This is a genomic window from Paracidobacterium acidisoli (assembly GCF_003428625.2).
In the GTDB taxonomy this organism is placed as follows: Bacteria; Acidobacteriota; Terriglobia; order Terriglobales; family Acidobacteriaceae; genus Paracidobacterium; species Paracidobacterium acidisoli.
Map to the genome: position 1 here is coordinate 39,634 of NZ_QVQT02000003.1, position 15,335 is coordinate 54,968.

12 protein-coding genes are annotated in these 15,335 nt (G+C 58.9%); 6 read left to right on the top strand and 6 right to left on the bottom strand.

All coding sequences use genetic code 11. The annotated features are described in order from the left end of the window. Positions 1-224: 224 nt before the first annotated feature. Positions 225-1,469, bottom strand: coding sequence for a beta-ketoacyl-ACP synthase II (gene fabF / locus D0Y96_RS07650; RefSeq protein WP_117298801.1), 1,245 nt, complete (start codon positions 1,467-1,469; stop codon positions 225-227). A 2-nt stretch (positions 1,470-1,471) separates the two neighbouring features. After that, on the bottom strand, positions 1,472-1,717 hold the full coding sequence (locus D0Y96_RS07655) for an acyl carrier protein (RefSeq protein ID WP_117299660.1): 246 nt from the start codon (positions 1,715-1,717) through the stop codon (positions 1,472-1,474). Between the two features lie 522 nt (positions 1,718-2,239). Here D0Y96_RS07655 and D0Y96_RS07660 point away from each other — a divergent pair. Continuing rightward, positions 2,240-2,575 carry a hypothetical protein gene (locus D0Y96_RS07660; protein WP_117298802.1) on the top strand — a complete coding sequence of 112 codons (336 nt, stop codon included), beginning with the start codon at positions 2,240-2,242 and terminating at the stop codon, positions 2,573-2,575. Between the two features lie 98 nt (positions 2,576-2,673). On the opposite strand, the gene D0Y96_RS07665 is transcribed toward D0Y96_RS07660, so the two are convergent. The 3 genes from D0Y96_RS07665 to D0Y96_RS07675 are packed head-to-tail and all read right to left on the bottom strand — an operon-like array spanning position 2,674 to position 4,272. Next, positions 2,674-3,279, bottom strand: a complete 606-nt coding sequence (locus D0Y96_RS07665; protein WP_158562301.1) for a Spy/CpxP family protein refolding chaperone — start codon at positions 3,277-3,279, stop codon at positions 2,674-2,676. Further along, positions 3,263-3,721, bottom strand: coding sequence for a hypothetical protein (locus tag D0Y96_RS07670; protein ID WP_158562303.1), 459 nt, complete (start codon positions 3,719-3,721; stop codon positions 3,263-3,265). Before D0Y96_RS07670 ends, D0Y96_RS07665 begins: the two co-directional genes overlap by 17 nt. Beyond that, positions 3,718-4,272: an RNA polymerase sigma factor gene (locus D0Y96_RS07675; protein ID WP_252263604.1), complete on the bottom strand. Its 555-nt coding sequence runs from the start codon at positions 4,270-4,272 to the stop codon at positions 3,718-3,720. Before D0Y96_RS07675 ends, D0Y96_RS07670 begins: the two co-directional genes overlap by 4 nt. 281 nt (positions 4,273-4,553) lie before the next feature. Between D0Y96_RS07675 and D0Y96_RS07680 the strand changes: the two genes are divergently transcribed. The 3 genes from D0Y96_RS07680 to rpmA all read left to right on the top strand — a co-directional run bounded on the left by D0Y96_RS07680 (position 4,554) and on the right by rpmA (position 7,068). Continuing rightward, positions 4,554-6,206: a 30S ribosomal protein S1 gene (locus D0Y96_RS07680; RefSeq protein WP_350449004.1), complete on the top strand. Its 1,653-nt coding sequence runs from the start codon at positions 4,554-4,556 to the stop codon at positions 6,204-6,206. Between the two features lie 201 nt (positions 6,207-6,407). Further along, positions 6,408-6,734: a 50S ribosomal protein L21 gene (gene rplU, locus D0Y96_RS07685; protein WP_117298806.1), complete on the top strand. Its 327-nt coding sequence runs from the start codon at positions 6,408-6,410 to the stop codon at positions 6,732-6,734. 70 nt (positions 6,735-6,804) lie between these two features. Next, entirely contained in the window at positions 6,805-7,068 is a 264-nt protein-coding gene (gene rpmA, locus D0Y96_RS07690; protein ID WP_117298807.1) for a 50S ribosomal protein L27, read from the top strand. A gap of 179 nt (positions 7,069-7,247) precedes the next feature. Here the strand turns inward: rpmA and D0Y96_RS07695 are convergent, their stop codons facing one another. Then, entirely contained in the window at positions 7,248-8,105 is an 858-nt protein-coding gene (locus D0Y96_RS07695; RefSeq protein WP_117298808.1) for a hypothetical protein, read from the bottom strand. A 523-nt stretch (positions 8,106-8,628) separates the two neighbouring features. Here D0Y96_RS07695 and gyrB point away from each other — a divergent pair. Beyond that, on the top strand, positions 8,629-11,238 hold the full coding sequence (gene gyrB, locus D0Y96_RS07700) for a DNA topoisomerase (ATP-hydrolyzing) subunit B (RefSeq protein WP_117298810.1): 2,610 nt from the start codon (positions 8,629-8,631) through the stop codon (positions 11,236-11,238). A gap of 382 nt (positions 11,239-11,620) precedes the next feature. Beyond that, positions 11,621-15,274, top strand: a complete 3,654-nt coding sequence (locus D0Y96_RS07705) for a TonB-dependent receptor (protein WP_117298811.1) — start codon at positions 11,621-11,623, stop codon at positions 15,272-15,274. Positions 15,275-15,335: the final 61 nt, after the last annotated feature.

The window sequence follows — 15,335 nt, forward strand, 5'->3', positions numbered from 1 at the left end:
TCTCCTGGACTCTCGAAGCAGCGATAAACGGCAACCAACGCCGTTCCGCCCGAATGTGTGCGGCGAACGAACAGCGGCGGGAATAGCCTGCTTTACCGTTAAGCCATCCCGGCCATTCTCAGAGTGTACTTCTATTCAATGACGGAAACGGTAAAAGAGATTCAGGAATTCCGTCCGGCGAAAAGATGCCATGCGTTCCGGAAGATGCCGTTTCGTGCGGCGGGTTACTCCCAGCGCCGGAAGACGAGCGAGCCGTTTGTTCCGCCGAATCCGAAGGAATTCGAGAGCGCCACATCGATTTTCGCTTCCTGCGGCGTATTGGGCACGTAGTTCAGCACGCATCCTGGGTCGATGTTCTCAAGATTGGTCGTGGGCGGAGCGATCTGGTGAATGAGCGCCATCACGGTAATACCCGCCTCAAGTCCGCCTGCACCTCCGAGCAGATGCCCGGTCATGGATTTGGTGGAGCTGATCCTCAGCCGGTGGCTGGTGGCGTGCTCGCCAAAGAGCCGCTGCATCGCCCGCGACTCGGTTACGTCGCCCAGCTCCGTTGAGGTTGCGTGCGCGTTGACGTACTGCACGTCCTGGGGGGTGACTTTCGCGCTGTTCAGAGCGTTCTGCATGGCACGGAAGCAGCCGTCGCCGTCTTCCGGCATACCGGTCATGTGATAGGCGTCAGCGCTCATGCCGTAGCCGATGATCTCAGCCAGAATCTTTGCTCCACGCGCCTTCGCGTGCTCGAGTTCTTCAAGGATGAGAATGCCTGCGCCTTCACCCACGACAAAGCCGTCACGATCTTTGTCGAAGGGCCGGCAGGCATGCTCCGGATCGTCATTACGGGTGGAGAGGGCACGCATGGCGGCAAAACCGCCGATGCCCATGGGAGTAATGGCTGCTTCAGAGCCGCCTGCGATCATAGCGTCGGCATCGCCGCGCTCGATGATGCGGTAGGCGTCGCCGATGGAGTGCGCGCTGGTGGTGCAGGCCGTTGCCGTGGCCTCATTCGGTCCTTTTGCGCCGTAGCGAATACTGACCTGGCCTGCGGCCAGATTGATGATGGCCGCAGGAATGAAGAAGGGCGAGATCTTGCGGGGGCCTCCGGCGAGCATAGCGCTGTGCTCGCGCTCGATGATGTCAAACCCGCCGATTCCTGACCCGATGTGTACCCCGACCCGCGGTCCGTTCTCGGCGGTTATTTTCAGACCTGACGACTCCATGGCCTCATGGGTCGCAGCCATTGCCAGATGAATGAAGCGCGCCATTTTGCGCGCTTCCTTCTTGTCCACGAACTGCAGCGGATCGAAGTTCTTCACCTCGGCCGCGAACGTCACGGAGAAGCCCGTCGTGTCAAAGCCGGTGATCGGAGCCATTCCGCTCCGCCCTGCCAGCAGATTCTTCCACACTTCGGGCGCGGTGTTGCCGATCGCACTCACCAGCCCAAGCCCCGTAACGACCACGCGCCGCTGCAAAGTTATTTGCCGCCTTTCGCGTTCTTCTCGATGTACTCGATCGCGTCTTTTACCGTCTTGATCTTTTCGGCGTCTTCGTCCGGAATCTCCAGATCGAAGGCCTCTTCGAACTGCATTACCAGCTCCACGACATCGAGCGAATCCGCTCCCAGGTCTTCCTGGAAGGAGGCGCCCGGCGTAACCTCGGCCTCATCCACCTGAAGCTGCTCGACAATAATCTGTTTTACTTTCTCTTCCACTGCTGCCATGCCTGTCTCCTGTCGACTGCGTTCGCGTATACCGATTTTCAACTGCTTTCGGCGCACGAAGCCCGCCTGCCTGGCGAACTCGCCGGCGGGCACACTTCGCCCTTACTCCGAAATTTCAAGTCTACTGAGCCCCCCGAAGCGTGTAAAGCCAGCTGCTGTGGCGGCAGCCTGTAAAGTTCTTCCACGGGGTTTTCATGACAAAGAACAGATTCATACCCACGCTTTCGCGATTCTTTCGGAGATCCCTTCCCTGAGCACCGTTCGGCAAAAGCCTGCCTGATATGCCGGCCATATTTCTCCTTTCCAGATGCCCGGCCGGGAGCCTTCGGACTTGCCGGCCGCCGGGTAAAAATTTATTTTTCCGCCGTGGTTTCACAGGGTCTTCTCTCGCGGACAAAACAGAAATAAACTTTCCGTTTCAGCAGGAACCGATGCTTTTATTCTTTCCTCCGAGACCTGCGAGACCCATTACAGGATTAGCCTGCCTCGACCTCCTGCGCAGAGCGGAAAGGAGATGAATTCGTGCCGGACCGGATTCTGCTTCTCTCCCGCGACAAAGATCTGCTCTATACGCGTGAGCAGATCTTTCAGCGCGCCGGTTATGTAACTGTCTCTGCGACGAATCTGCAGAGCGCTCTGGCTCTTGCCGTGGAGCAGGAGCCGGCAGTGATCCTTGTCGGTCATACCTTTTCCGCCGAGGAGCAGAGACTTTTTGTCGAGCGGCTGCACGAAACCCATCCGCACCTGCGCATTCTGCTGCTGCGCGAAGGGCTGATCGATCCGACGATACTTCTCGCCGCCTGTGAATCTTTTCTCCGGTCCGATCCCGCGACAGCCCGGGTGCAGGTTCTGTACTGATGAGGAGTGCAGTGCCGTCGAGAAGCGGAAAAAGAAAAGGGAGCGAAGAACGCTCCCTTAACCACTGGGTTTGGAAGGACCAACACTGAGGTCTTTTGTTACCGGGCATCACCGGAGGGTGGTGGTGAACCGGCCGGGGGAGCGGAAGGCGTCGTCGGACCGCCGTCACGGTGGTCGGGACCGAAGCGGCGCCAGCGGGCATCGGGCCCCTCAGGGCCACGATGATCCGACATCTCGCTGCGGTGCTCCTGGCGCAGAGTCTGCACCTTCTTCCACTGATCGGGGGTGAGAACCTTGCGGAGATCAAAGAGCATGCGGGCGTTGGCTTTTTCGAGCTCGGCGCGGGCCTGAGCGACAGCGTCGATCTGCGCGAGAATCTTCGTCTCGTCGGGATTGTCGGCTTCGACGAGCGGCTGCATGATGGCTTCCTGCTTCTGCAGGCTGGCGTTGAGGTCGATGAGCTTCAGCCGGTGCTGCTGGAAGATGTCATCCATCTGATGCTTCTGGGCATCGCTGAGGCCGATCTGCTGAACGAAGTGCGCATTGTCCCACCAGCGGCCCATATGGCCGTCGTGAAAGGCGCGCTCCATGGGCGGCCGGTGAAAGTCACCGCCGGGAGGGCCCATCTGGGCGAAGGCGAGCGGGACGGAGGCAATCCAAAGCAGAGAAGCGGTGAGCAGGAGGCGGTTATTCCTGAGTAGCATTTTGGTTCTCCCTTGCAGACGATGAGGTTGACGTGGCGGAAGCGGCGGAACCCAGGTCTGCCATGGGCTGCAGGGCGTCGGGCACCTCTTCGGAGACTTCAGCATCGATCTGGCTGAGCAGTTCGGCGTCGGGGATGCGGTGCGGCTGCGAAGTATGAACGGAAACGGCGGTCTCCACCGCAGCATGCGGCTCGTGCCGGGGGTGAAGCCAGAGCGGCAGCGAGGCAAGAAAGATGGCGGTGGCCAGCACAGGGCCCACAATGGCCGGATGCAGAAAGAGCCGCGGCGAGCGAAGATGCGCCGGCCGGGTCGCCGGCGCGAGGCGCGAGGCCTCGTGGTCCGCGACATGATGCATGGCTGAGCGAAAAAGGGCAAGAGACTCGGCGATCTCGCGAACTTCTTCCCGGGTGACGTCGATCGATTCGGATTTGCGGGAATTCATTGCGATCCTCCCATGCGCTCCCGAACGATGTGCAGAGCGCGATAGAGATGAGATTTTACGGTGCTGAGATTAATGCCTGTGGTGGTGGAGATCTCGTCCAGCTCCATCTCCTCGACGAAGCGGAGCACGAAGACGGTGCGCTGCTGCGGCGAGAGCTTGTCGACGGCGGTCCAGAGATGGCGGACGCGGTCGCGGGCGAGAAGCGTCTGCTCCGGGGTACTGCGATTGTCGGGCACCCAGTCGCTGATCTCGAGCAGATCCACGGCATTTGCGCGGGTCCGATGCCAGAAACGAAGACGTCGGCTGCGGAGATGATCGCGCATGAGATTGACGGCAATGCGGGTGAGCCAGGTGCCGAGGCTGGATTCCCCGCGAAACTGCTGGCGGGCATTCCAGGCCTTGAAGAAGCAGTCCTGGGTCAGCGATTCGGCGGCATCGCGGTCGCCGAGCGAGGAGACCAGGAAGCGGAAGATACGTGGACGATAGAGGCGAACCACCTCGTCGAAATCGGCGAGCTCAAGCATGGCCTGATCGTGGGTAACCGCCGCCATCTCTGTAGGTGCTGTCTGTTCCATGCACAGGAATAGACGGGGGTTTCCCCGTGGAGTTTACTCCGAATTGCGGAATCGCCGGGCCAGGGTGGAGGCTCCGGCTGGCCGGTGTTGAGCAGCGGAGCGGAGACACTGGCGGCGGAATGGTGCCACAATGGAAAGACAGACCGAGACTTATGACCAACGAGAGTATTTCGGAAGCCCCGTCACGGGCAGCAGACCCCTCTGAGCCCATTTCCACCAGCCTGGCAGGCCCCGAAGCTTCGGGTGCAGCCGTGGCCGTGAGCGAACCCGCCGAGTCATTTGGCGCTCTGCTTTCGCAGTTCGAGCGCAGCCATGTTCACAGAACCGGCGAGGGCACGAAGCAACTGGAGGGCACGGTTGTTTCTGTCTCCGCCGATGGGGTGTTCCTGGATATCGGCTATAAGACCGAAGGAGTGCTGCCGCGCACGGCCTTCGACAATCATGCCGAGGGGGTGGCGCCGGGAGACCGGTTTCCAGTTTCGGTGAAGGGGCGCAATGCGGAGGGCTATTACGAGCTCTCGCGTCTGAAGCTGGCTCCGGTAACGGACTGGGCATCGCTTGAGGCGGCCTTTGTACAAAAAGCTCCCATCGTGGGGACGGTGACAGGCGTGGTGAAAGGCGGTTTGAGCGTCGATGTGGGCGTGCGCGCCTTTATGCCCGCTTCGCGCAGCGGCACCCGTGAGGCCGGAGAGATGGAAAAGCTGGTGGGGCAGGAAATTACCTGCCAGATCATCAAGCTTGACGCGGCTGAGGAGGATGTTGTCGTCGACCGGCGTGTGATCGCTGAAGAAGAGGCGCGCTCGCTGGAGGCGGGCAGATGGTCTGCGGTGAGAGAGGGAGATGTTCTCGATGGTCAGGTGCGCAGTCTGGCCAGCTACGGCGCATTTGTCGATGTGGGCGGGATCGACGGACTGCTGCATGTGAGCGATCTCTCGTGGAGCCGGGTGAACAGTCCTGAGGAAGTGCTTTCCGTAGGCCAGCAGCTCAGGGTGAAGGTGCTGAAGATCGATTCGGAAAACAGGCGCATCTCGCTCGGGCTGAAACAGCTTTTGCCGGAGCCGTGGGATTCGGCGACGGAGCGGTATGCGGCTGGTCAGCGGGTGACGGGCACGATTTCGCGGCTGACCGATTTTGGAGCCTTTGTAGAGGTTGAGCCGGGGATTGAAGGGCTGATTCACGTGTCGGAGATGTCGTGGATCAAGCGGGTACGCAGGCCGAGCGATGTACTGAAACAGGGCGACACGGTAGATACGGTAATTCTGTCGATCAGTCCGGCGGAGCGGCGGTTGTCACTGGGACTGAAGCAGGCGCTGGGCGACCCGTGGACCGATGCGGAGCAGAAGTTTCCCGCCGGAACCACGATGGAAGGCAGGATAACGCGGCTGACGAAGTTCGGCGCATTTGTGCAGCTTGCAGAAGGCGTGGAGGGCCTTGTGCACGTCAGCGAGATCAGCGCGGAGAAGCGGATCAACCATCCTCAGGACGTGCTGAAGGCGGGCGAGACAGTGAAAGCGCTGGTGCTGGCGGTGGATCGGGAGAAGCGGCAGATCCGCCTGAGCATGAAGCAGCTGGTTCCGAGCAGCCTCGATGAGTATCTGGCGGAACATAATGAGGGCGACATCGTCTCAGGCCGGGTGGTGAAAGAAGACGGCGATCGTGCGACGGTGGAACTGGGTGAAGGAGTGCAGGCGTTCTGCCGTCCTGCGGCAGGCAGACCCGTCGTGGAGGAGAAGAAGGCCGAAGGGAAGGCCGACCTCTCTTCGCTGACTTCGATGTTGCAGGCGCGGTGGAAGAGCGGCCCGGCACCGGTTGCTGTGCGGCCGGAGGCTCTGCGGGCAGGGCAGGTACGGAGTTTTCGTATTGTGAAACTGGACCGCGAGGCGCGGATGCTCGAAGTCGAGCAGGCGTGAGTTGGCAAAGCAGGATTGACCGGAGGAGAAGTCGCCGGTACACTACTATAGTTTGGCGATTCTGCCTACGGCTCTGTGATGAACCGGAGCAGCGGGAATGGCCGGAGGCTTCCGGGAACGGAAGCGCGGCCCCCTGAGAAGCATGTATCCGCCCAGCCAGGGATTCAGTATCGCGCCCGAAGAACGGGCGCCGGAGGTTTTATGTACGCGGTGATCCGCACAGGTGGGAAGCAGTATCGTGTCGCTCCGGGCGACGTGTTGAAGGTGGAGAAGGTCGTGGCCGATGACAACGGCACGGTCGAATTCAGCGATGTGGTTGCGGCCTCGAGCGAGGCCGGCTCGTTCGCCGATCCGGCGGGCGCGAAGGTTGTCGCCTCCGTGGTTGGCGACGGACGCGGCGACAAGATTCTGGTCTTCCACTACAAGCGGAAGAAGCAGTACAAGAAGCTGCAGGGGCATCGCCAGTCGTTTACGCAGATCCGTATCAACGAGATCGTGGTGGGCGGCAACAGCTATACGGCGCAGTAAGCGCAGAGTTTTTACCGGCTCCAGAGGCCGGACAGGAATCGCGGCCACGGCAGGTGGCAGAGGGTGAATCATGGCACACAAAAAAGGTCTTGGTAGTTCGAAAAACGGCCGCGACTCAAACGCACAGCGGCTGGGCGTGAAGGCGTTCGGAGGTCAGGTGGTCACGGGCGGCTCGATCATTGTGCGGCAGCGCGGCACGAAGCTGAAGCCGGGTCTGAATGTAGGCCGGGGTAGCGACGATACGCTTTTTGCGAAGATCGACGGACGGGTGAAGTTTATCGACCGCGGCAGGACAGGCAGATTTGTCGCCATCGAGCCGGTTGCGGCAGAGTAGCTTCTCCAGGGTTTTTCTGACAGGGGCCGGACCTTCGGGTTCGGCCTTTTGCGTTTTTGCGGACTTAGGCAGGGAGTGTAATGAAAGCAGGCCGGGAAGGCTTCACCAGAGACACAGAAGCATCGCAGTTTCATTCCCGGTGAGACGGCGGGGAGATTGAAAGAGCGCGTGCCGCGGTGCTACTGACGAGTGGTGCCGAGGGCGTTGCGGGCGAGCACCTTGTCGACGACCTTTTCAACGTCCTGCAGGAAGAAGCCGCTGGAGGCGGTACCGACGGCGACCTGAGGTGTGCTGTGGCCAAGTGCCCGGGCGATCTCATTCCAGCGCAGGATAGGGGATTCTGAAGGGAGGATGACCTTCATGCGCTCTCCGGCGGGTTCGGGGATAAGGAAGTATGCCGTCCAGATCAGCAGGACTGCAAAGAGGACAGCCTGCGCGATCCCATCGGTCATGGCGTGAAGACCGGGACGAGAGCTGTCGAGGGTGGAACTGACCAGTTCAATGGTCGCCTGGACGCCAAAGCCGAGTGCAATACCGAAGAGACGGCTGTGAAACGAGCGGCCGAGGCTGTGAATGACGAGGGCCAGGAAGAGCAGCAGGGATATCTCGAGAATGCTGATGCCCAGCGTGAGCGGTGCCATGGCGAGATGCGCCTGAAAGCCGCGCGTATAGAGGAGCAGAGACGCTACCACGCCGGAGATGACGATCGAGACGATGGTGATCCAGCGGAAGGCGATGAGCGCGAGGCGGCGAAGGCCCGGCACCGGCTCCATGAGGTGCGCGAAGACTTCCTGCACGACGAAGTAGACGGCCACCGTTTTGACGATGGAGGCGGCATAGAAGCCGATGGTATAGACCTGATGCGAGAGATGCAGCAGGGTGACAGCCTCAAAGAAAGCGAGCGACAGAAGGCGAATGCCGAAGTAGGTCGCGAGAGCAGGGAAACGGCGCATGCCTCCTGAACGGAGGAGCAGAGCCAGCAGCGACACCAGGAGTACCGGCTCGGCAATGATCAGCACGTGTTCCAACAGCGCCATAGCTACCCCTTGAGACTTTTAAGAATAGCTCGAAACCAGGCTGTCCACAAACTACGAACAGGTCATTGTTCTACAACCTATGTGTCAGAAAAACCGGGGGAAGGGGAATGCTGGTCGGGGTGATGCACGATGCTGGCCAGGGGTTGTCCAAAAAAAATTCCTGCCAGCGTCCGGATACCGGCCGGAGGAAAGTACGTGCTCAGAATGCAGATGGCCGAGGAGCAGAGGAGGCGATTTCCAGCAGGAGATATAAAGGCCGAGTGGAGATCCTGAGAGAGAGTGGATGCCGCGGTGTCCATATTGGCGATAAGCTATTTATTTTCAAGTGGATAATAGTGATGCGGAGAGGATCGAGGCATGTAGCGGCAGGGGCGGTTCCGGGCTGGATTACGCTCGGCGGCGCAGCTCCTTACATGCTACAATAACAACAGATCAAAGCACGAAACCGGTTCGCTTTCAAAGGGTTAGACCGTAAGAGAGTGCTCCCTGACAGGCGTTCCGGATTTTCGCCCTCCGGAGTTTCATGGCCACAAAAGAGATATCTCCCACCACCAACGCAGTTCTGCCCGAAATTGCTGGCAGCAACGGAAAATCCGGCGGCGGATACACGAGCGAAAACATCAAGGTGCTGGAAGGCCTGGAGGCGGTGCGCCTGCGGCCTGCGATGTATATCGGCTCGACGGGCGAGATGGGGCTGCACCATCTGGTGTATGAGGTGGTCGATAACTCCGTCGACGAAGCGCTGGCCGGCTATGCGAAGAGAATCGAAGTGGTGATTGAGAGCGACAACTCGATCACGGTGACCGATGATGGCCGCGGTATACCCGTTGACGAGAAGCTGCTGGACAACGGTGAGCGGATGCCGGCGGTGCAGGTGGTGCTGACGAAGCTGCATGCCGGGGGCAAGTTCGACTCCTCAACCTACAAGGTTTCGGGCGGACTGCACGGCGTGGGCGTTTCGTGCGTGAATGCGCTGAGCGAGGTCTTCGATGTGGAGATTTGGCGCGACGGACATACCTGGGAGCAGGATTATTCGCGTGGTATTCCTGTCTCGAAGCTACGGCAGGCGGGGACCTCGAAAAAGCGCGGTACGAAGGTTCACTTTCTGCCGGACAAGTCGATCTTTACCGTGACCGAGTACAACTACGACACGCTGGCGCAGCGGCTTCGGGAGCTCGCATTTCTGAACAAGGGCCTCGAAATCACGCTGACCGACGAGCGCACGACCGATGCCAAGACGGGCGAGGCGAAGCGCGCGGACTTTAAATATGCGGGCGGGATTGCGGAGTTCATCAGGCACCTGAACAAGGGCAAGCAGGTACTGCACGACAAGCCGATTGTGATGGAAGGGCTGCGCGATGGCGTGGATATGGAGATCGCGCTGCAGTACAACGACAGCTACTCGGAGGCGGTCTTCTGCTTCGCCAACAACATCAATACGGTGGATGGCGGCACGCACCTCTCGGGTTTTCGTACGGCGCTCACCAGAACGGTGAATGCTGCCGGACAGCAGATGGGGCTCTTCAAAGACGTGAAGGAGAACCTGTCCGGAGACGATGTGCGTGAGGGACTGGTCGCTGTCATCAGCGTCAAGCTGTCGCAGCCGCAGTTCGAAGGACAGACGAAGGGCAAGCTGAACTCGGACATTGCCGGAACGGTACAGGCGCTGGTGAATGAGAAGCTCGGCATGTTCCTCGAGCAGAATCCGCCGGTAGCGAAGCGGATCATCAATAAAGCGATTGAAGCGGCGCGGGCCCGCGAGGCGGCTCGCAAGGCGCGCGACCTGACGCGCCGCAAGGGCGCGCTCGACGGCGGCGGGCTGCCGGGCAAGCTGGCCGACTGCAGCGAGCGCCAGCCGGACCGGTGCGAGCTGTACCTTGTGGAGGGCGAGTCGGCCGGTGGAACAGCGAAGCAGGGACGCGACCGGAAGTTCCAGGCGATTCTGCCGCTGAAAGGCAAGATTCTGAATGTCGAGAAGGCTCGCTACGACAAGATGCTGGGCCATGAGGAAATCCGCGCCATGATTACGGCGCTGGGCACGGGCATTGGCAAAGAGGACTTCGATCCGGCAAAGCTGCGCTACGGCAAGATCATTCTTATGACTGATGCCGACGTGGACGGATCGCATATCCGTACACTGCTGCTGACCTTCTTCTTCCGGCATATGAACGAGCTGATCCGGCGCGGGAACGTGTATATCGCCCAGCCGCCGCTTTACAAGATCAAGAAGGGCCGTTTCGAGCAGTACATCAAGGATGACCGCGATTTCGTAAAAGTGATGGTGAAGCGCGCGTCCGAAGGAATGGTGATCCGTTACGGAGAGGGTGCCAGCAGGCTGGAAGGCGCGGCGCTCACGAAATTCATGGGATCGCTGAACGACTATCTGGGCTTCTTCGATAAGGTAAACAAGCGGTTGCGTAATGAAGAGGTAACAGCTCTGCTGGCACGGCTGGAGCTGGCGCGCCGCGTCGACTTTGAAGGCGGTGCGGACGCTGTTCCGTCAAAGCTGACGGAACTCTATGCTGAGCTGGAGAAGATCCAGAAGAAATATCAGTTCAAGGCGCTGGCCAGGCCGGTATATGACGAAGAGCACCAGACGTGGTCTCTGAGCTTTGCGGATGCTCAGGGTGCTCCAAGAAAGATCGACTGGACACTGGCATCGTCGCCGGAGTACCGGCAGATGACGGCGAAGTATGCGCTGATCAGGGAGGCACTGCAGCCACCCTTCCTGATTGAGTATGCGGCGAAGGGAGCCGCTGCAACAGCCGATCCGGAAGAGAGCGAAGGCGAGACGATCGGTGAAGCAGAGGCCGGCCGGCCGGCTCCGAAGCGTTCGGGCAGGGCTTCGCACGAGCCGGTGGAGAAACAGACACCGCAGGAGCTGTTCGAGTATGTAATCGAACAGGGACGGCGCGAGTACCAGGTACAGCGGTACAAGGGCCTCGGCGAGATGACTTCATCCCAGTTATGGGAGACGACAATGGACCCGGAGCGCAGAACACTGCTTTCGGTGAAGCTCGAAGATATCGCGGAGACCGAGACGATCTTCACGACACTGATGGGCGAGGATGTCGAATCGCGCCGCAAATTCATTGAAGATAACGCGCTGGATGTGAAGAACCTCGACATCTGAGCAGAATCGGCTGTTGGAAGTCAGGAACAGGCCCGTATAGAGTGTTAGTCCTCTATACGGGCTTTATTTTTGGGGCCGATAAGTTCTCTTTATATCTTTCGTTACTGCTATCTCACCGCCTATGGATTTACCTCTTTTGCACCTTTAGCCTGCCTTATATGTGTACTAGTTATGCACGTTAATATTCCTACAAAATTTAATATTTATCCTGGTTTTCACTTCTGTTTTGTGAATCGCAGAAGATTTCTGAAGCAAACCGTATTACCGAAAAGTAAATAAGTGATTTTCATATCTGATTCATAATCCAGAACTTGCGTGAGAGACGGAATTGTGGTTATGAGACCCCTTCAGTCCGGACACAGAATTGCATATCCCGGGTGTCATGAATCAGCTTTGCCTTTTCAGAGCTCAGTCGCTGCGTCATCTTTTTCTCGCGGTTGCGGCGGTTTTTCTGTTCGGCTCCCTTCCCGCATCCTTTGCCTGGGGACAGGCCACTAACCTTACCGGAGCCATTCAGGGCACGATTACCGATCCGGGCGGCGCACTGGTGCCGAATGCGACGGTGACGATCACGAACCTCGATACAAACGTCTCCAAGGCGGTTACGACGGACGGCGCCGGCAGCTATGCATCCGGTCCGCTTATTTCCGGAAACTATCAGGTAACGATTGAGGCGGCTGGGTTTGCCCAGATCAAAGCCACGATGGTGGTGCAGATTGGTCTGGTGACGAACGGCAGCTACAAGCTGAAGGTCGGTGGCTCGTCGCAGGTGGTTGAGGTGAGTGCGAGCGCGATCCAGGTGGATCAGAGCCAGACGACGGTCTCGTCCGTTATTACGCCGGAGCAGATCAAAAACCTGCCGGTGCAGGGGCGGAACTTCCTCGATCTGGCGCAGTTGGAGCCGGGCGTTCAGTTACAGAGCGGCGAGACGTTCGACCCGACGAAGGCCGGTTACTCGGCCCTGTCGATCGGCGGTGTCTCCGGGCGCACGACGCGTATTCTTCTGGATGGTTCTGACATTACCGATGAGACTGTGGGCACGACGATTTTTAACGTGCCATCGGGCGCTGTGGGTGAGTTTCAGCTGACACGGTCCACGGGCGATGCTTCGTCGGCGATCACGTCTTCGGGATCGGTGAACGTCAGCACCCCATCAGGAACAAACAGCTATCACGGGCAGCTCTTTTATAACTTTCAGGACAACGTGGCCGGCTTTGCAAACGCACCGAACGGCCTCGATGCGCCGTTTCAACGCAATCAGTTCGGGGGCAATATCGGCGGCCCTATCCTGAAAGACAAACTGTTTATCTTCGGCGACTCGGAGCGCATCAAGCAGGAGTCGGCACAGGTGGTGTCGCTGGCTTCGACCTTTTCTGCATTGAATTCGCAGTTCCCGACCTATCCGTCTCCTTTTCGCGATACCTATTCGACAATACGGCTGGATTACAACGGTCCCTGGGGCGTGCACTACTTCGCACGCGGCAACTATGAAGTGAACAGCGTGGCGTCTACCTTCGGATATGGATATTCGCTTTATGCGAACCGTGACAACACGCCAGGTATTGCTTACGGTGCTGATTTTGTCACCGGCCACTTTACCCACAGCTTCCGCGGCGGTTATGAGAAGTTCCATAACCTCATCAGCGACCTGACGGGTGCAGATTCCGGACTTTACAATCCCTTCCCGAACATCGAACTGCATATTCCCTCCTCGGGCTTGTATACGGGTCCAAATCTTCTGGCACCGCAGCAGACCTACCAATCGGAGAAGCAGTTCCGGTATGACGGAAGCTGGACGAAGGGCGCGCATATTCTCCGTTATGGAGCCGGCTTTAACCGCATTCTGGGCGGAGGATTTGCATCCTTCTTCGGCATTGCGCCAGAGGTGGTGACGGGTACTTCCCCGATTGCTGGCGGCGACCCGAGCAATCCTCTGGATTATTCGGCGGCGCAGGTTACGCTGGGCAATGGCCAGGGTTACTACACCGAAACACCGGAGTTTGGGGCACCGGCGGGCGGCCAGGGTGACTGGCGTCTGGATATGTATATCGCCGACTCATGGAAGGTGACGCCGACCTTTACGCTGAATTACGGCGTGCTGTATCAGCGTGACACGGGCCGCTCGGATTCAGATCTAGCCCCCCTGCCATGCTCTGAGATTACGGTTTCGCCTGCTCCGTGCTCGGGTAATCAGTCGATTCTCGATCAGTTCGGTGCTGGCCTTGGAGACCGGATCAATCAGCCGAATGGTGACTTTGGTCCACAGCTCGGCCTTGCCTATGCTCCGTCAGCCTTGAATGGCAATACGGTCTTCCGCGCGGGCATTGGCATGTACTATGAGAATTTTGTCTTCAACAATGTGTTGTTTGACAGGCCCTTCAAGCTGCAGCAGGGTTTGTTCTCGGCGCAGGAACTGATCTGCGGCGGGACGAACTCGTTCACCATGCCAACGGGTGAAACGGTAGACAGCTATAACGGTGTACCGATCTCTCAGCTTTGCTCGGAGCCTGTCGGACAGGCGGCTGATGCTTTTGCCGGGTTGCAGGCGGAATATCAGAAGTCAGCAGTCACTGCCGGAGCTCAGGCGAATCCAAATTTTGTAGGAACGACTCTGGCGATTCCGGCGGGAGCGGATTACGACGCATACGCGCCGCATCAGTTCACCACGCCGCGTTCGCTTCACGTAAACTTCGGCATTCAGCAGAAGCTGTTCAACGGTGGCGTGCTGACGGTGGACTTCCTGCACCAGGTGGACTGGAAGTTTGAAGAGGCTGTGGACGTAAACCGCGTGGGAGCCGCACAGTACTTCGATCCGACGGCGGCGCAGGGCGCGATTAATGCGGTACTGAGCGCGTGCAATGCCTCGAACGTGCAGCAGGCGATCGATTCCTGCCCGGCGGATGCGTCCGGTCATGCGACCATCTTCGACTTCGCAAACCCCGGAAATCTGTATCCTAACGGCTATTCCGGACCAGCAATGGATTCGGGAGTCGCACTGACGGGTGGATATCCGAACGCAGGAAACATTGCGTTTCCAGGTAAAAATCCGAATGTCGGGCAGGGACAGTTCCAGTTCCCGAGCGGTAAGTCGGCTTACGACGCTCTGCAGATTCAGTTCCGCGGGCAGAAGACCAATCCCTTCCCTGGCTTTACGCTCGGCAACCTGGAAGTCTCCTATAACTACTCGCGGTTTGTAACCAACGTGGGGGCAGCGGGAGCGAACGTAAATGCACCTACGTCGGATCAGTACTTCACGCCGGGCGTGTGGGATTACAACAATCCGACACGCTATATCGGACGCGGATCGCTCGACCGCCCGCAGCAGATTTCGTTCGGCGGCTTTATTACACCGGTGCAGCCGTCCTTCATGCGGAAGTTCAGCACGGGACCGACGATCGGCATCATTGCGCACTTCTACTCTGCGCCGCCGTCGAGCCTGGTACTGGATGCAACGTCAGGCGACAGCGCACAGATCTTCCAGACCGACTGGACGGGTGATGGGCAGACCGGCGACATTGTTCCTGAGACCGATCCTGGTACATATATGCGAGCCACGAAGCCGGGCAGCCTGAACAAAGTCATCAACCAGTTCAATGCGAGGTATGCGAATCAGCTGACGCCGGCAGGTCAGACGGTTGTTAACAGCGGTCTGATTACGGCACAGCAGATGCAGCAGCTGGGTGGCGTGATGCAGCCGATGGCGCCAGCGTCGAACAGTGCGGTTCCGAATGGAGACTTCAAGGAGATGGATGCGAGCTTTGCGTATCCGATCAAGCTGCGGTTCATTTCGGAGGGTGCAAGTATTGAGCCGACAGTGGCCTTCTATAACGTCGCAAACTTCGGCAATTATGGTCCGCTCAACTCGGGTGGAAGCGCGACGCTGCTGAACACCTCCGATGTGGGAGCAGCCGGACTCTATCCGAACAGCCCGAACAGCTTCTTGAATCTGCAGCAGCTGCGGACGTCGCGCGGCTCGGGTACCTTCAATGAAGGCGGACCGCGCAGTGCGGAGTTCCAGTTGAAATTCAACTTCTGACTTTGCCCCAGCAAGACGGGCGGGGAGGACTACGGTCCTCCCTTTTTATTTGATGGCCTCT